13 protein-coding genes are annotated in these 15,197 nt (G+C 66.7%); 11 read left to right on the forward strand and 2 right to left on the reverse strand.

Annotation, left to right across the window (positions count from 1 at the left end):
• Positions 1-10: 10 nt before the first annotated feature.
• From cobN to cobM, 9 genes are read left to right on the forward strand one after another with little or no spacing between them, the layout of a single operon-like run.
• Positions 11-3,778 (forward strand): cobaltochelatase subunit CobN, encoded by a 3,768-nt coding sequence (gene cobN, locus AAG821_RS03285; protein WP_341910272.1) that lies wholly within the window; start codon positions 11-13, stop codon positions 3,776-3,778.
• Positions 3,775-4,419, forward strand: a complete 645-nt coding sequence (gene cobO, locus AAG821_RS03290) for a cob(I)yrinic acid a,c-diamide adenosyltransferase (protein ID WP_341910271.1) — start codon at positions 3,775-3,777, stop codon at positions 4,417-4,419. Before cobN ends, cobO begins: the two co-directional genes overlap by 4 nt.
• A complete protein-coding gene (locus tag AAG821_RS03295; RefSeq protein WP_341910270.1) occupies positions 4,416-4,799 on the forward strand; it encodes a RidA family protein in 384 nt (127 codons plus the stop codon). Before cobO ends, AAG821_RS03295 begins: the two co-directional genes overlap by 4 nt.
• A gap of 16 nt (positions 4,800-4,815) precedes the next feature.
• Positions 4,816-5,898: a sirohydrochlorin chelatase gene (locus AAG821_RS03300; RefSeq protein WP_341910269.1), complete on the forward strand. Its 1,083-nt coding sequence runs from the start codon at positions 4,816-4,818 to the stop codon at positions 5,896-5,898.
• Positions 5,895-6,539 (forward strand): precorrin-8X methylmutase, encoded by a 645-nt coding sequence (locus AAG821_RS03305; RefSeq protein WP_341910268.1) that lies wholly within the window; start codon positions 5,895-5,897, stop codon positions 6,537-6,539. Before AAG821_RS03300 ends, AAG821_RS03305 begins: the two co-directional genes overlap by 4 nt.
• A complete protein-coding gene (gene cbiE, locus AAG821_RS03310) occupies positions 6,536-7,741 on the forward strand; it encodes a precorrin-6y C5,15-methyltransferase (decarboxylating) subunit CbiE (RefSeq protein ID WP_341910267.1) in 1,206 nt (401 codons plus the stop codon). Before AAG821_RS03305 ends, cbiE begins: the two co-directional genes overlap by 4 nt.
• Entirely contained in the window at positions 7,738-8,457 is a 720-nt protein-coding gene (cobI, locus tag AAG821_RS03315; RefSeq protein WP_341910266.1) for a precorrin-2 C(20)-methyltransferase, read from the forward strand. Before cbiE ends, cobI begins: the two co-directional genes overlap by 4 nt.
• Positions 8,454-10,256, forward strand: coding sequence for a precorrin-3B C(17)-methyltransferase (gene cobJ, locus AAG821_RS03320; RefSeq protein WP_341910265.1), 1,803 nt, complete (start codon positions 8,454-8,456; stop codon positions 10,254-10,256). Before cobI ends, cobJ begins: the two co-directional genes overlap by 4 nt.
• Positions 10,253-11,044 carry a precorrin-4 C(11)-methyltransferase gene (gene cobM / locus AAG821_RS03325; RefSeq protein ID WP_341910264.1) on the forward strand — a complete coding sequence of 264 codons (792 nt, stop codon included), beginning with the start codon at positions 10,253-10,255 and terminating at the stop codon, positions 11,042-11,044. The genes cobJ and cobM overlap by 4 nt, the downstream gene beginning before the upstream one ends.
• Here cobM and AAG821_RS03330 read toward each other — a convergent pair.
• Positions 11,041-11,814, reverse strand: coding sequence for a cobalt-precorrin-6A reductase (locus AAG821_RS03330; RefSeq protein WP_341910263.1), 774 nt, complete (start codon positions 11,812-11,814; stop codon positions 11,041-11,043). The two genes, cobM and AAG821_RS03330, sit on opposite strands and share 4 nt — an antisense overlap.
• Positions 11,798-12,934 carry a cobalt-precorrin-5B (C(1))-methyltransferase gene (locus AAG821_RS03335; RefSeq protein WP_341910262.1) on the reverse strand — a complete coding sequence of 379 codons (1,137 nt, stop codon included), beginning with the start codon at positions 12,932-12,934 and terminating at the stop codon, positions 11,798-11,800. Before AAG821_RS03335 ends, AAG821_RS03330 begins: the two co-directional genes overlap by 17 nt.
• A 44-nt stretch (positions 12,935-12,978) precedes the next feature.
• On the opposite strand from AAG821_RS03335, the gene cobA reads away from it, so the two are divergent.
• Positions 12,979-13,800 carry a uroporphyrinogen-III C-methyltransferase gene (gene cobA, locus AAG821_RS03340; protein WP_341910261.1) on the forward strand — a complete coding sequence of 274 codons (822 nt, stop codon included), beginning with the start codon at positions 12,979-12,981 and terminating at the stop codon, positions 13,798-13,800.
• Positions 13,782-15,092: a cobyrinate a,c-diamide synthase gene (locus tag AAG821_RS03345; protein WP_341910260.1), complete on the forward strand. Its 1,311-nt coding sequence runs from the start codon at positions 13,782-13,784 to the stop codon at positions 15,090-15,092. Before cobA ends, AAG821_RS03345 begins: the two co-directional genes overlap by 19 nt.
• The last annotated feature ends 105 nt before the right edge of the window (positions 15,093-15,197 follow it).

Raw genomic sequence — 15,197 nt, forward strand, 5'->3', positions numbered from 1 at the left:
TGGCGCCCCCGTGCATCTGCTCAATGCCATACCCGGCGGCGCGGCAGCGACGGAGGGTGCCGTCGACCTGAAGCAGTCGCCGGGCGACATTGTCATCCTCAGCGCGGCCGATACCGAACTCTCAGCGCTGAGCAGCGCCTATGCGGGTCTGCCCGAGAATTTTCCCTCACTCAGACTCGCCAACCTGTTACAGCTCAGCCATCCCTACGCCGTCGATCTCTATGCCGACAGCGTGATCGCCCATGCCCGGCTGGTGATCGTGCGCCTGCTGGGCGGCCAGAGCTACTGGGCCTATGGCGTGGAACGCCTGAGCGACCTGTGCCGCGCGCGCGGCATCGCGCTCGCCTTCCTGCCCGGCGACCGCCAGCCCGATCCGGGACTGGACGGATTTTCCACCGTCGATGACGAAAGCCGCTCTGCACTGTTCGGTTATTTCCGTGAAGGCGGCATCGAGAATCTGCGCCATTGCCTGCGCCGCGCCGCCGCCCTGATCGGCCATGACGAAGACCCGCCGGATGCCAGGCCGCTGCCGGCTGCCGGCCTGTACTGGCCGAGCCTGAGCGATCCGGATCTCGACAGCCTGCGCCAGGTCTGGGCCAGCCGCAAGGCGATACCCCAGCCGGTGGCCGCGATCGTGTTCTATCGCGCCCTGATGCAGGCCGGCGATCTGGCCGCCGTCGATGCGCTGATCGAATCGCTGGGCGCCGAAGGCCTCAATCCGCTGCCGATCTTTGTCACCAGCCTGAAGGACCGGCTGTCATCGGATATTGTCAGCACGCTGCTCGACCATGCATTGCCCGATGTGATTCTGAATGCCACCAGCTTCGCGCTCGGCAGCCCGACCGGCAATGACGGCGGCAGCGAAGATCCGCTCGGCCAATGCGACTGCCCGGTGCTGCAGGTGGTGTTCGCCACGCAGCCGGCGGAAGACTGGAAGGCCGGCACGCGCGGCCTCAATCCGCGCGATCTTGCCATCGCCGTGGCCCTGCCCGAGATCGATGGCAGAATCCTGAGCCGTGCCGTCGCCTTCAAGGCCGAGGCACAGTTTGATGTCCGCACCGAATGCAGCATCGTGCGCCTGCAGCCGGATTACGGCCGCTGCCGCTTCGTGGCCAGGCTGGCCTGTGCCTGGTCGCGGCTCGGCCGGCTGGCGCCGGCGGAACGCAAGGTCGCCCTGGTGATGGCGAATTATCCCAACCGCGACGGCCGCATCGGCAATGGCGTGGGTCTCGACACGCCGCAGAGCGCGGTGGAAATCCTGCGCGCGATGAAAGACGCCGGCTATGAACTCAACGCCCTGCCGGTCAGCGGCAATCGCCTGATCGAGGCGCTGATCGAGGGTGTCACCAACGATTTCGCCTCCGCCGCCGGCCGGCGCGTGCGCGTGGTCTATCCGCTGGTGCTGTATCGCCGGTTCTTCGAGCGTCTGCCGCCGGCGATCCAGCAGGCGGTGAGCGAACGCTGGGGCGAGCCGGAAGACGATCCGCATATCGATGCCGGCGCCGACGGACGCAACGGCTTTGCCCTGCCGGTGCTGCCGCTGGGCAATGTGGCGGTGATGATCCAGCCGGCGCGCGGCTACAATATCGATCCGGCGCGCAGCTATCACGATCCCGACCTGGTGCCGCCGCATCACTATTTCGCAGCTTACGCCTGGTTACGCGAAAGCTTTGGCGCCGATGCGGTGATCCATTGCGGCAAGCATGGCAATCTGGAATGGCTGCCCGGCAAGGCACTGGCGCTGAGCGAAGACTGCCTGCCCGAGGCCGTGTTCGGCCCGATGCCGCAGCTCTATCCCTTCATCGTCAATGACCCCGGCGAAGGAACGCAGGCCAAACGCCGTACCGCGGCGGTGATCCTGGATCACCTGACGCCACCACTGACGCGCGCCGAAATCTATGGCGATCTTGCCGCCCTGGAACAGCTGGTGGACGAGTATTACGAGGCTGCCGGCATGGATCGCCGGCGCCTGCCGCTGCTGGCCGAACGCATCATTGCCGAAACGCGGCGGCTTGGCCTCGATGCCGATTGCGATATCCAGATCGGCGAAGCCACCGAAACCGCGTTGCTGAAACTCGACAATCATCTGTGCGACCTGAAGGAACTGCAGATCCGCGACGGCCTGCATGTCTATGGCACCAAGCCGCATGGCGAGCAGCTGATCGACCTGCTGGTGGCGCTGGTGCGCCTGCCGCGCAACGACGGCAAGGATGGCAATGCCTCGATCCTGCGCGCGCTCAGCCAGGATATCGACCTGGGCTTCGATCCCCTGGGCACCGATTACGCCGCCGCCTGGACCGGGCCGCAGCCGGCCGTGCTGGCCAGCCTGGCGCCGGGGGCGTGGCGCAGCCATGGCGACACCATCGAGCGTCTGGAGATTCTCGCCAAGCAACTGGTGGCCGACCGGCGGCTGCCTGACGAAGCATGGGCGGCCACAAAAGCCGTGCTGCAGGAGATCGACTATCGCCTGCGCCCCGCCGTGCTGAGCTGCGGCCGCGCCGAGATCGAGAATCTGCTGCGCGGCCTGGACGGCCGTTTTGTGCCGCCGGGGCCAAGCGGCGCGCCGACCCGCGGCCGACCCGAAGTGCTGCCGACAGGGCGCAACTTCTTCTCGCTGGACGCACGCAGCCTGCCGACACCGGCGGCCTGGACGCTGGGCTGGCAATCGGCCGATGCGCTGCTGCAGCGCCACCGCCAGGATCATGGCGAATGGCCGCGCGCCATCCTGCTGAATGCCTGGGGCACAGCCAACATGCGCACCGGCGGCGACGATATCGCCCAGGCGCTGGCGCTCATTGGCGCACGGCCTACATGGGAAGGGGCGTCTGGCCGCGTCACCGGATTCGAGATCGTGCCGCCCGACCTGCTGGATCGCCCGCGCATCGATGTGACCCTGAAGGTGAGCGGCTTTTTCCGCGATGCCTTCCCCGCACAGCTGAACCTGTTCGATGCCGCCAGCCGCGCGGTGCAGGCGCTGGACGAGCCGCCGGAGGTCAATCCGCTGGCCCAGCGCGTGCGCGACGAAATCGCCACCATGACCGCACGCGGCATCGATGCGGCGGAAGCGCAGCGCCGCGCCGGCTATCGCGTGTTCGGCTCGCAGCCGGGCGCCTATGGTGCCGGCCTGCAGGCCCTGATCGACCAGGGCGGCTGGACCGAGACGGCCGACCTGGCCAAGGCCTATATCGCCTGGGGCGGCTATGCCTATGGCCAGGATGCGGAAGGCATCGCCGATGCGGAGGTCTTCGTACAGCGCCTGAGCGGCGTCGACACCATCGTGCAGAACCAGGACAACCGCGAGCATGACCTGCTCGACTCCGATGACTATTACCAGTTCGAGGGCGGCGCGGTGGCGGCCGTTCAGTATGCGTCGGGCGCCGCGCCGACTGCCTATCATAACGACCATTCGCGCCCCGAGGCGCCGCGCATCCGCCGTCTGGAAGAAGAGATCGCCCGCGTCGTGCGTGGCCGTGCCACCAATCCGAAATGGATCGAAGGCGTGAAGCGCCACGGTTACAAGGGTGCCTTCGAGATCGCCGCCACGGTGGATTACCTGTTTGCCTTTGCCGCCACCACCGGCCTGGTGCGCGACCACCAGTTCGAGGCGTTGTATGACGCCTATCTCGCCGACCCCGATACGCGCGGCTTCCTGGAGAGCAATAACCCGGCCGGTGCGCGCGAGATTGCCGAACGCTTTGCTGAGGCGATCCGCCGCGGCCTGTGGCGACCGAAAGCCAACTCGGCCGCCGAACTGCTGGAAAGGATGCTGGCAGCATGAAGATCAAGGAACCCGGCCTGAGCGAGGACGAGGTCAACGCCCGCGCCAACGAGAAAGCGAAGAAGCGCAAAGAAGTGCGCGACCGCATGCTGGCGACCAAGACCATCGAGAAGGGCCTGCTCATGGTCCATACCGGCAAGGGCAAGGGCAAGTCGACCGCCGCCTTCGGCCTAGCCGTGCGCGCCATCGGCAACGGCTTCCGCGTCGGCATCGTGCAGTTCGTCAAGGGCAAGTGGCAGACCGGCGAACGCCCGGTGCTGGAAATGTTTCCCGAGCAGGTGACGATCAAGGCGATGGGCGAGGGCTTCACCTGGGATACCCAGGACCGCGCCCGCGACATCGCCGCGGCAAACGCTGCCTGGACGGAAGCCAAACGCATGATCGAGGCTTGCCGTGGCGCCGAACCGGCCTATGACATGCTGGTGTTCGACGAACTCAACATCGTGCTGCGCTACGACTATCTGGATCTTGCCGAGGTGGTCGCGGCACTGCAGGGCCGGCCCGAAAAGCTCCACATCGTGGTGACCGGCCGCAATGCCAAGCCGGAGCTGATCGAGGCTGCCGACCTGGTGACCGAGATGACCGAGGTGAAGCACCCCTTCCAGGCTGGTGTGAAAGCCCAGAAAGGTATCGAATTTTGAAACGCGACCTGCTCGATCCCAAGACGATTGCCGCCCCGGTCGGCCAGTATGCCCATGGCTGCCTGGTGACCGAGGGCACGCGCATCCTGTTCATCAGTGGGCAGATCGGGGCTGCACCCGATGGCAGCGTGCCGCCGGATTTCGAGAGCCAGGCCCGCAATGTCTGGCGCAATATCGAGGCGGTGCTGGCCGAGGCCGGCATGAGCTTCGACAATCTGGTCAAGACCACCAACTTCCTGACCGACCACAGCCAGTTGATACCGAACCGCAAGATCCGCAACGAAATCCTCGGCGACCGCAAATGCGCCTCCAGCGGAATCGTGACCCAGACGCTGGTCAGCGACTGGCTGCTGGAGATCGAAGCCATAGCAATGGCATAATGCAGCGATGACCAGCATGTTCCAGAAGCCCCCGATCGATAACCCGTTCCAGAAGACCGGCGTAATGCTATGCGGCCATGGCAGCCGCGATGCGCGTGCGGTGGCCGAATTCACCGCGCTGGCCGCGCATCTCAAGGGCCGCCTGCCGCAATACGATGTGGATTTCGGCTTCCTGGAATTCGCCACGCCGATCATCCGCGACGGCCTCGATGCCCTGCGTGCCAAGGGCAACACGCGGATTCTCGCCCTGCCCGGCATGCTGTTTGCCGCCGGCCACGCCAAGAACGATATCCCGAGCGTGCTCAACCGCTATCAGGCCGAGCATCCGGATGCGACGATTTCCTACGGCCGCGACCTCGGCATCGACCTGAAGATGCTGCGTGCCGCCGGCGACCGTATCCAGGCCGCATTGGATGCGGCTGGTGATGACGTCGCCCGCCATGAAACCTGCCTCGTCGTCGTCGGCCGCGGCACGTCTGATCCCGATGCCAATTCCAACATTGCGAAAGTGATGCGCATGCTGTGGGAGGGCTTCGGCTTCGGCTGGGGCGAGACCGCCTATTCCGGCGTCACCTTCCCGCTGGTGCAGCCCGCGCTGGAGCATGTCACCCGGCTGGGCTACAAGCGCGTCATCGTGTTTCCGTATTTCCTGTTCACCGGCATCCTGGTCGAACGCATCTACGATTACACCGATATCGTCGCCGCCGCGCATCCGCAGATCGAGTTCATCAAGGCCGGTTACCTGAACGACCATCCGATGGTGCTGGAGGTGTTCGAGGACCGGCTGCAGGAAATCCTTGCCGGCACCAACAACATGAACTGCCAGATGTGCAAATACCGCGCCCAGGTGCTCGGCTTCGAGGACGAAGTGGGTCTGGCGCAGGAAAGCCATCACCATCATGTCGAGGGCATCGGCACCGGCCACAGCCATGACCACCACGGCCATGATCCCCACGGCCACGATCATGGCCACGATCACGGGCATGATCACGCGCACGGGCATAACCATGCCCATCATGACCACGGGCATCATCCCTATCCCCATGCCGATCATCCGCTGGGGCCGAAGACCCTGAAGAAAAGCGACGCGGCCACATGATGGCGTTCGACTACCTACGCGACCCCGACGCGATTTATCGTCTCAGCTTCGAGATGATTCGCGGCGAGGTCGACCTGTCGCATCTGCCACCGGGCATCGACGAACTGGCGCTGCGCCTGATCCATGCCTGCGCCATGCCCGAGATCCTGCCCGACCTGGCCTGGACGCCGGATCTGCCTGATGCAGTCCATACTGCATTGCAAAGCGGCAAGCCGATCCTGAGCGATGTCGACATGGTGGCCTATGGCGTGATCCGCTCGCGCCTGCCGGCCGACAACCCCGTACTCAGCTTCCTCAACACGCCCGAGGCGCGCGCGATCGGCCAGACAAAGCAGATCACGCGCTCGGCCGCGGCGGTCGAATTATGGCTGCCTCATCTTGAGGGGGCCGTTGTCGTCATCGGCAATGCGCCGACCGCGCTGTTCCGCCTGCTGGAAATGCTGAATGACGAAGCCGCGCCGAAGCCGGCCGCCATCCTCGGCTTCCCGGTCGGCTTTGTCGGTGCGGCTGAATCGAAACAGGCGCTGATCGACCATGCGCCGCCTGGCGTGGCCTATGCCACCCTGAAAGGCCGCCGTGGTGGCAGCGCCATCGCCGCCGCCGCAATCAACGCGCTGGCCACCTGGGAGCCCGCCCAATGACGAAGCTCTGGCTCAGCATTGTCGGCATCGGCGAGGACGGCCTGGACGGCATCACGGCCGCCGCGCGCGTGGTGATCGAAACCGCGGATATCCTGATCGGCGGCGAGCGGCATCTGGCCATGGTGCCCACGAAAGACGGCGACCAGCGCCGCATCACCTGGAGCACGCCGCTGCTGGCCCAGGCCGACAGCATCAACGACCACAAGGGCCGCCGCGTCTGCGTGCTGGCCAGCGGCGATCCGATGTGGTTCGGCATCGGCACGACGCTGGCCAATCGCGTCGCCGCAGACGAGATCGCCGTCATCCCCCATGCCGGTGCCTTTTCGCTGGCGGCTGCACGCCTGCTCTGGCCTCTGGATGCCGTGGATTGCCTTTCACTCCATGGCCGGCCGCTGGATCTGCTGTCGGCCTTCCTGCATCCCGGCGCCCGCCTGCTGCTGCTGACCGAGAATGGCGCGGCGCCAGCGAAGATCGCCGAATATCTGACCAAGCGCGGCTTCGGCAGCGCCAGCCTCACCGTGCTGGAGCATCTGGGCGGTGCGCAGGAAAACATCCTGACCGGCACGGCCAAGACCTGGCCGCACGGACCTTGCGCCGATCTCAACACCCTGGCGGTGCAGGTGAACGATGGTCCGGGGCTGACACGCCTTGCCGGACTGGACGATGATCTTTATTTGCATGACGGCAACATCACCAAGCGCGAGATCCGTGCGATGACGCTGGCCCGTCTGTCGCCGTTTCCCGGCGACCTGCTGTGGGATGTCGGTGCCGGCTCGGGCTCGATCTCGATCGAATGGCTGCGCGCCGACCGCCGCAACCGCGCCATCGCCATCGAGAACAAGGATTCGCGCCGCAGCATGATCGCGCAGAATGCGGCAGCGCTCGGCGTGCCGCAGCTGGAGATCAATGGCAACGCCGTGCCGGGCGCGCTGGACGGCCTGCCCGAGCCCGATGCCATCTTCATCGGCGGCGGCGTCACCGCTGAAGGCCTGATCGAGCGCTGCTGGCAGGCCCTGAAACCCGGCGGCCGGCTGGTGGCCAATGTGGTGACCCTGGAAGGCGAAGGCCTGCTGGTGCAGGCGCGGCAGACCCATGGCGGCGACCTCGCGCGCTTCATGGTGCAGCGCGCCGAACGCGTCGGCCGTTTCCATGGCTGGCATGCGATGATGCCGATCACGCAATGGAGCGTCATCAAGGAATGAGTGCGACCCTGTATGGTCTCGGCATCGGCCCGGGCGACCCCGAGCTGATCACGCTGAAGGCGCTGCGGCTGCTTCAGAGCGCCGACGTCGTTGCCTATCCGGCGCCGGAAGACGGCGACAGCTTGGCGCGCCGGATCGTTGCGCCGCATCTGAGCGGGAAACAGACCGAACTGGCGATCCGCATGCCACTGACGGTGGCCCGCTTCCCGGCCCAGGCGGTCTATGAGCAGGCGGCGGAAGACCTGAGCGCGCATCTGGTCGCCGGACGCAATGTCGCGGTGCTCTGCGAGGGCGACCCCTTCCTCTATGGCTCGTTCATGTATCTGTTCGGCCGGCTGGCAGAAAAATTCTCCGTCGAGGTGGTGCCCGGCGTGTCGTCGCTGACTGCCTGCGCTGCCGCGCTGAAACATCCGCTGGTATCGCGCAACGACGTGTTGACCATCATCCCCGCCCCGCTGGATGACGAGACCATCACCGCCAAGCTGCTGCATACCGATGCGGCAGCGATTCTCAAGCTCGGTCGCCATGGCCCGCGCATCGTCGCCCTGCTGCGGCAGCTCGGCCTGGCCGATCGCGCCCAGTATATCGAGCGCGCCACCATGGCCGAACAGCGCATCCTGCCGCTGCAGGACGTCGACCCGGCCAGCATTCCCTATTTCGCCATGATCCTGGTGCACCGGCGCGGAGAACAGCATTTCATGGAGTTCCGGTCGTGAGCGGCAAGCCTGCCCTTGTCATGCTGACGCCCAACGCGCGCGGCACGGCGCAAGCACTGATGACCGCCTTCCCGGCCTGGGAGGTCTATGCACCCGATGATGCGGCGCTGGTGCATGCCTTGCCGCTCGGTAAACCCACCGAGACGATTGCCCGGCTGTTTGCCGCCGGTCGCCCGGTGATCGGCATCTGCGCCGCCGGGATTCTCATTCGCGCAGTCGCCGCACAACTGAACGACAAGCACAGTGAACCGCCGCTGATCGCCGTCGCCGCCGATGGCTCCAGCATCGTGCCTCTGCTCGGCGGTCATCATGGCGCCAATCTTCTCGCGCGCCGCATCGCCGCTGTGCTGCAGGGGATTGCCGCCGTCACCACCGCCGGCGACCTGGCCTTCGGCCTCGGCCTCGATGAACCGCCCGAAGGCTACACGCTGGCGAATCCTGACGATGCCAAGGGCCTGATGGCGAATCTTCTGCGTGGCAACGGTGTGCGCATCGAAGGCCATGCCCCGTGGCTGCGCGAGACCAACCTGCCGATCCGCGATGACGGCGCCCTGCTGATCGAGGTGACCCATCGCGCCATCGAAGGCAGCCCCGATCATCTGGTGTTCCATCCGCGCAGCGTGGCCATCGGGGTCGGCTGCGAACGCAACACGCGGCCGGTGGAGCTGATCCGCCTGGTGCAGGGCAGCCTGGACGAGGCCGGCATCGCACGCGACGCGATTGCCGGCGTCTATTCGCTCGATCTCAAATCTGATGAACCGGCGATGCAGGAACTGGCGAAATGGCTCGGCGTGCCATTCCGCGTTTTTGATGCCGCCACGCTGGAGGCCGAGACCCCGCGCATGGCCAATCCTTCGGCGGTGGTGTTTGCCGAAGTCGGCACCCATGGTGTCTCGGAAGGCGCGGCCCTCGCCGCTGCCGGACCGGACGCCAGGCTGATCGTGCCGAAGCGCAAATCCGAGCGTGCCACCTGTGCCATGGCGCTGGCGCCTGCGCCCTTCGATGGCGCCTCACGCGGTGCAATGCGGGGAGAACTGCACGTCGTCGGCACCGGCCCGGGCGATGCGCACTGGCTGACGCCGGAAGCGCGCATCGCGCTGAGCGAGGCGACCGACTGGGTCGGCTATGGCCTCTATCTCGATCTCTATCCCGAGCTGCAGGCCGGCAAGACCCTGCATCGCTACGAGTTGGGCGAAGAGGAAGTGCGCGTGCGTGCGGCGCTGGATCTGGCGGCCACCGGCAAACGCGTGGCACTGGTCTGCTCCGGCGATCCCGGCATCTATGCCATGGCGACGCTGGTGTTTGCCCTGCTGGAAAAGGAACCGGAGCAGAAAGCCTGGCAACGCGTCGCCATCACTGTGGCACCCGGCATCTCGGCACTGCAGGCGGCCGCCGCCCGGTCCGGCGCGCTGCTGGGCCATGACTTCTGCACCATTTCGCTGTCTGACCTGCTGACGCCGCTGGAAGCCATCCTCGAGCGCATCAAGGCCGCCGCCGAGGCCGATTTCGTCATCGCCTTCTACAATCCGGTGTCACAGCGCCGCCGCCACCAGCTGGAGCTGGCGAAAGATATCCTGCTGCAGCATCGCCCCGCCGAAACGCCGGTGGTGCTGGCGCGCAACCTCGGCCGCGAGGGCGAGCGCGTGACATTGTCTACTTTGGCCGCGCTTGACGTCGACAAGGTCGACATGCTGACCGTGGTGCTGGTCGGCAGCAGCGCCAGCCGTGCGATCGCCTTGCCCGATGGCCGCCGCTTCGCCTATACGCCACGCGGCTACGAGAAGAAGTTCACAGAATGACCGTGCATTTCATCGGCGCCGGTCCCGGTGCGCCCGACCTGATCACCCTGCGCGGCGCCGCGCTGATCAAAAAATGCAAGGTCTGCCTCTATGCCGGCTCGCTGGTGCCCGAGGCGGTGGTGGCCATGGCGCCGAAAAAGGCCCGCGTGATCGACACCGCGCCGCTGAATCTCGACGAGATCATGGCCGAGATCGTGGCCGCCCATGACAAGGACCTGGATGTGGCGCGCGTGCATTCCGGTGATCCCTCGCTCTATGGCGCCATCGCCGAGCAGATCCGCCGCCTGAAAAAGCTGGATATCCCCTTCACCATCACGCCCGGCGTGCCGGCCTTCGCCGCCACCGCCGCCATCCTGCAGACCGAACTGACATTGCCCGAGATCGCCCAGAGCGTGATCCTGACCCGCACGGCGATGAAATCATCGGACATGCCGAAGGGCGAGACGCTGGCGAATTTCGCCAAGACCGGTGCGACACTCGCCATCCATCTTTCCATCCGCAACATCCGCCATGTGGTCGATGAACTGGTGCCGCAGTATGGCGCCGACTGCCCGGTGGTCGTGGTGGTGCGCGCCACCTGGCCGGACCAGGAGATCATTCGCGGTAGCTTAAGCACCATCGCGGCAAAAGTGCGCGCGGCCAAGATCACCCGCACGGCGCTGATCCTGGTTGGCCGCGTGCTGGCGGAAGACACAGACTTCCGCGACAGCGCACTGTATGACCCCAAGCATGTGCATGTGCTGCGGCCGAAGCCCAAAGCCAAACTGACGGCAAAAAAGAAATCCTAAACCGCGTGAATGTTGATCCAGCCGAGCGCGGCACCGACCGAGTCGAGCGTCGGGCCGGGTGGCAGCGGCGGACGCTCGATCATCAGTACCGGCAAATGCAGCTCGGCGGCGGCAGCGATCTTGCCCGCAGCCCCGCCGGAATTCTTGGTCACCAGCAGATCGATGCCGTGTTGCTGCATCAGCGCCTTTTCATCATCCGGTGCAAACGGACCGCGCGCCAGGATGGTCTCGCCCGGCGGCACGGCGATGCCATCGCCCGGCGGATCGATCATGCGGGTGAGAAACCAGCGACCGGCCTCGCGCCCGCCATCGCCGCGACCCAGCGGAACGAACGGCCCGATTTCCTGCCGGCCGACAGTGAGAAAAATCCGCCGGGCCGGATGAAAGCGCAGGAAGGTCGCCGCCGCCGCCACGCTGGGCATCATCGTCCAGCGGTCGCCGGGCGAAGCCACCCACGGCGGCCGCACCAGCTTGGCGCGCGGAATGTTGAGCGCGGCGCAGGCCTCATGGGCATGGTGCGCCATCTGTGCCGCAAAAGGATGCGTGGCATCCAGCACCAGGTCGATCTTTTCGGCGACCAGATAATCGCGCAGGCCGTCGATGCCGCCAAAGCCGCCGACCCGGAGATCGCCCGGCGGATGGTCGGGATTCTCGGTCCGGCCGGCCAGAGAGGAGATGCAGCGCACGCGCGCATGGCCCTGCAGCTCGCGCGCCAGGCGCAGCGCCTCGCCGGTGCCGCCGAGCAGCAGGAGGTTACGCAGCCGTGCCATCGCTGTGCCCCACAATCATGCCCGCACGGTCCACCGCCACCACATCAATCGCGATCTGCGCCGGTGCGACGAGGTCAAGCGCCGTATCGCGCGCCTTCGCCGCCACCAGATCGGCCAGCGGCAACTGTGCCGCCTGTGCCAGGGTCAGCACCTCGAGCGCGGTGTTCGCCGCGCCGGCCTGGGCGATCAGCGCCGGTGCTGCGCCCAGATCACCCAGCCATTGCGCCAGCACCAGTTTATCGACCTGGCTGCGGCCCGAATGCAGATCCATCTGGCCCTGCGCCAGCTTCACCAGCTTGGCGAAGCCGCCGCCGATGGTGAGTCGCGCAATCGGATGCTGCCGCAGGTATTTCAGCAGCGCGCCGGCAAAGTCGCCCATATCGAGCAGGGCCATCTCGGGCAGGCCATGCAGGGCCTGCACGGCCGCCTCCGAGGTCGAGCCAGTGCAGCCGGCGACATGGGTAAGCCCGGCGGCACGGGCGACATCGACACCGCGATGGATCGAATGAATCCAGGCCGAGCAGGAAAACGGCACGACGATGCCGGTGGTGCCGAGAATGCTGAGGCCGCCGAGAATGCCGAGGCGCGGATTCCAGGTCTGTTTCGCCAGCTCGGCGCCGCCCGGCACGCTGATCTCGATTTCGACATCGCCGCCAGCGCCATGCTGTGCGGCCAGCGCGCGCACGGTGTCGGTCATCATCTGGCGCGGCACCGGATTGATCGCCGGCTCGCCCGGCGGCAGCGGCAGGCCGGCGCGGGTGATGGTACCGACACCCTCACCGGCGCGGAACCGCACGCCCTGGCCGGCAGCGGCAGGACGCACGCGGGCGAGGATCATCGCCTGGTGGGTGACATCGGGATCGTCGCCGGCATCCTTCACGATGCCGGCTTCGGCCCACGGGCCACGCGCATCGGTGCCGCGCCGTTCCACGGCCAGGGCGAAGCTCGGCTGTTCACCCCTGGGCAGGGTGATGGTGACCGGATCGGGGAAACTGCCGGTCAGCAGCGCCTGATAGGCGGCACGCACGCCGGCGGTGGCGCAGGCGCCCGTGGTCCAGCCGCGGCGGAGCGCAGAGGCGGAGTCGGCAGATTCCGACGCAACGTCAGGGGTTCCGGACATGCCGCCAATATACACCGTTGCCCCGCTGCTGTACCCTGCGCGGCATGCAGTTGCCCGCCCTCGATATGCCCGTTTTCCAGCCCGGCTGGGTCTGGCTGGCCGGCGCCGGCCCCGGCGATCCGGGGCTTTTGACCCTGCATGCGGTGAATGCGCTGAACCAGGCCGATGTGGTGATCTACGACGCCCTGGTGGGTGACGGCATCCTGCGCTGTGCCAGAGCCAACACCGTGCTGGAGTATGCCGGCAAGCGCGGCGGCAAGCCGTCGCTCAAGCAGCGCGACATCTCCGAACGGCTGGTCGAGCTGGCGCGCCAGGGCAAGCGCGTGCTGCGCCTGAAAGGCGGCGATCCCTTCGTGTTCGGCCGTGGCGCCGAGGAAGCGCTGAGCTTACGCGAGGCCGGTATCCCCTTCCGTATCATTCCCGGCATTTCGGCCGGCATCGGCGGCCTGGCCTATGCCGGCATTCCGCTCACCCATCGCGACACCAATTCCTGCGTCACCTTCCTGACCGGGCACAATGCCAGCGGCGAAGTGCCCGACAGCCTCGACTGGGCCGCCATGGTGCGCGCCTCGCCGGTGCTGGTGATCTACATGGCGATGAAGCATCTCGATATCCTGGTCGCCAAGCTGAGCCATGCCGGCCTGGCCGGCGAGCGACCTGCCGCCCTGGTGCAGAACGCCACGCTGCCCGAGATGCGGATTCTCGTCAGCCGCCTCGACCGCATCGTTGCCGATGCCGAAGCTGCCCAGATGGCGCCGCCGGCCCTGCTGGTGGTGGGCGAGGTGGTCGACCTGCAGGCCGCCTTCGGCCGCAGCGACCTGCAGGCCACCCTGACCATGGGGGCAGCATGCCAAGCGGCGTCGTAATCGCAGCACCCGCTTCGGGCAGCGGCAAGACCACGGTGACGCTGGCGCTGCTGCGCCTGTTGGGCCGCGAGGGCCGCATCATCGCGCCGTTCAAGATCGGGCCGGATTACATCGATGGTTCGTTCCACCGTGCCGCCGGTGCCGGCCGGCCCTGCTACAATCTCGATGCCTTTGCCATGCGGCAGGAGACCATCACCGCCGTGGTGGCCGCCGGCGCCGAGGATGTCGAGCTGGTGGTGATCGAAGGCGTGATGGGCCTGTTCGATGGTGCTGCCAACGGCCAGGGCTCGACCGCCGATCTCGCCGCCCTGCTCGGCCTGCCGGTGATTCTGGTGATCGATGCAGCACGCCAGAGCCAGTCGGTGGCCGCCCTCGTGCATGGCTTCCGCAGCTTCCGCTCCGACATCACGATTGCCGGCGTGATCCTCAACCGCGTCGCCTCGCCGCGCCACGAAGCCCTGTTGCGCACGGCGCTGCAGCGCATCGAGATGCCGGTGCTGGCCGCCCTGCCGGCCCAGGCGGACCTGAAACTGCCGAGCCGGCATCTGGGCCTGGTGCAGGCGGTGGAACGCGACAATCTGGAACTCTTCCTCGACCGCGCCGCCGACTGGCTGCATCGCCGACTTGACCGTTTCGCGCTGGAACAGACCCTGCGCAAGCTGACGGTGCAGACTGGTGCGACGCTGAAGCCGCTGCCGCCGCTGGGCCAGAAGATTGCGGTGGCGCGCGATGCCGCCTTTGCCTTCTGCTACCCGCATCTGCTGCAGGGCTGGCGGGCACAGGGCGCCGAACTCACGTTCTTCTCGCCGCTGCATGATGGCGTACCCGAGGCCGACGCTGATGCCGTGTTCCTTCCCGGCGGCTATCCCGAACTGCATGCCGGCCGGCTGGCCGGCAATCTGGCGCTGCTGCGCGGCCTGAAGGCTGCGGCGGCGCGCGGCGCGGCGATCTATGGCGAATGCGGCGGCTTCATGCTGCTGGGCCAGAGCCTGACCGATGCGGAGGGCCACAGCCACCAGATGGCCGGCCTGCTGCCGGTGGCGACCAGCTTCAAGATGCGCAAGCGCCAGCTTGGGTATCGCCGCATCGCGTCGCTGGCCGATACCCCGCTCGGGCCCAAGGGCAGCCGTTTTCGCGGCCATGAATTCCATTATTCGGTGCAGATGGGCCAGGCCGCCGGCGCCCCGCCGCTGTTTGCCGCCTCGGATGCCACCGGTGCCGATCTGGGGCCCACCGGTTGTCGCCAGGGCAGCGTGTTCGGCAGCTATCTGCATCTGATCGACCGGGAATAGGCCGTCCGGCGAATGCCCTTGCAGGCTGACTCGCCCCTGATACGATCCGCCTGCTGAGGACCGATTCGGTCTTAACCCTTCCTTTGCCGGTTCTGCGCTAGTCAC

Origin of the sequence: Ferrovibrio terrae (assembly GCF_943372915.1) — a bacterium.
Classification (GTDB): Bacteria; Pseudomonadota; Alphaproteobacteria; order Ferrovibrionales; family Ferrovibrionaceae; genus Ferrovibrio; species Ferrovibrio terrae_A.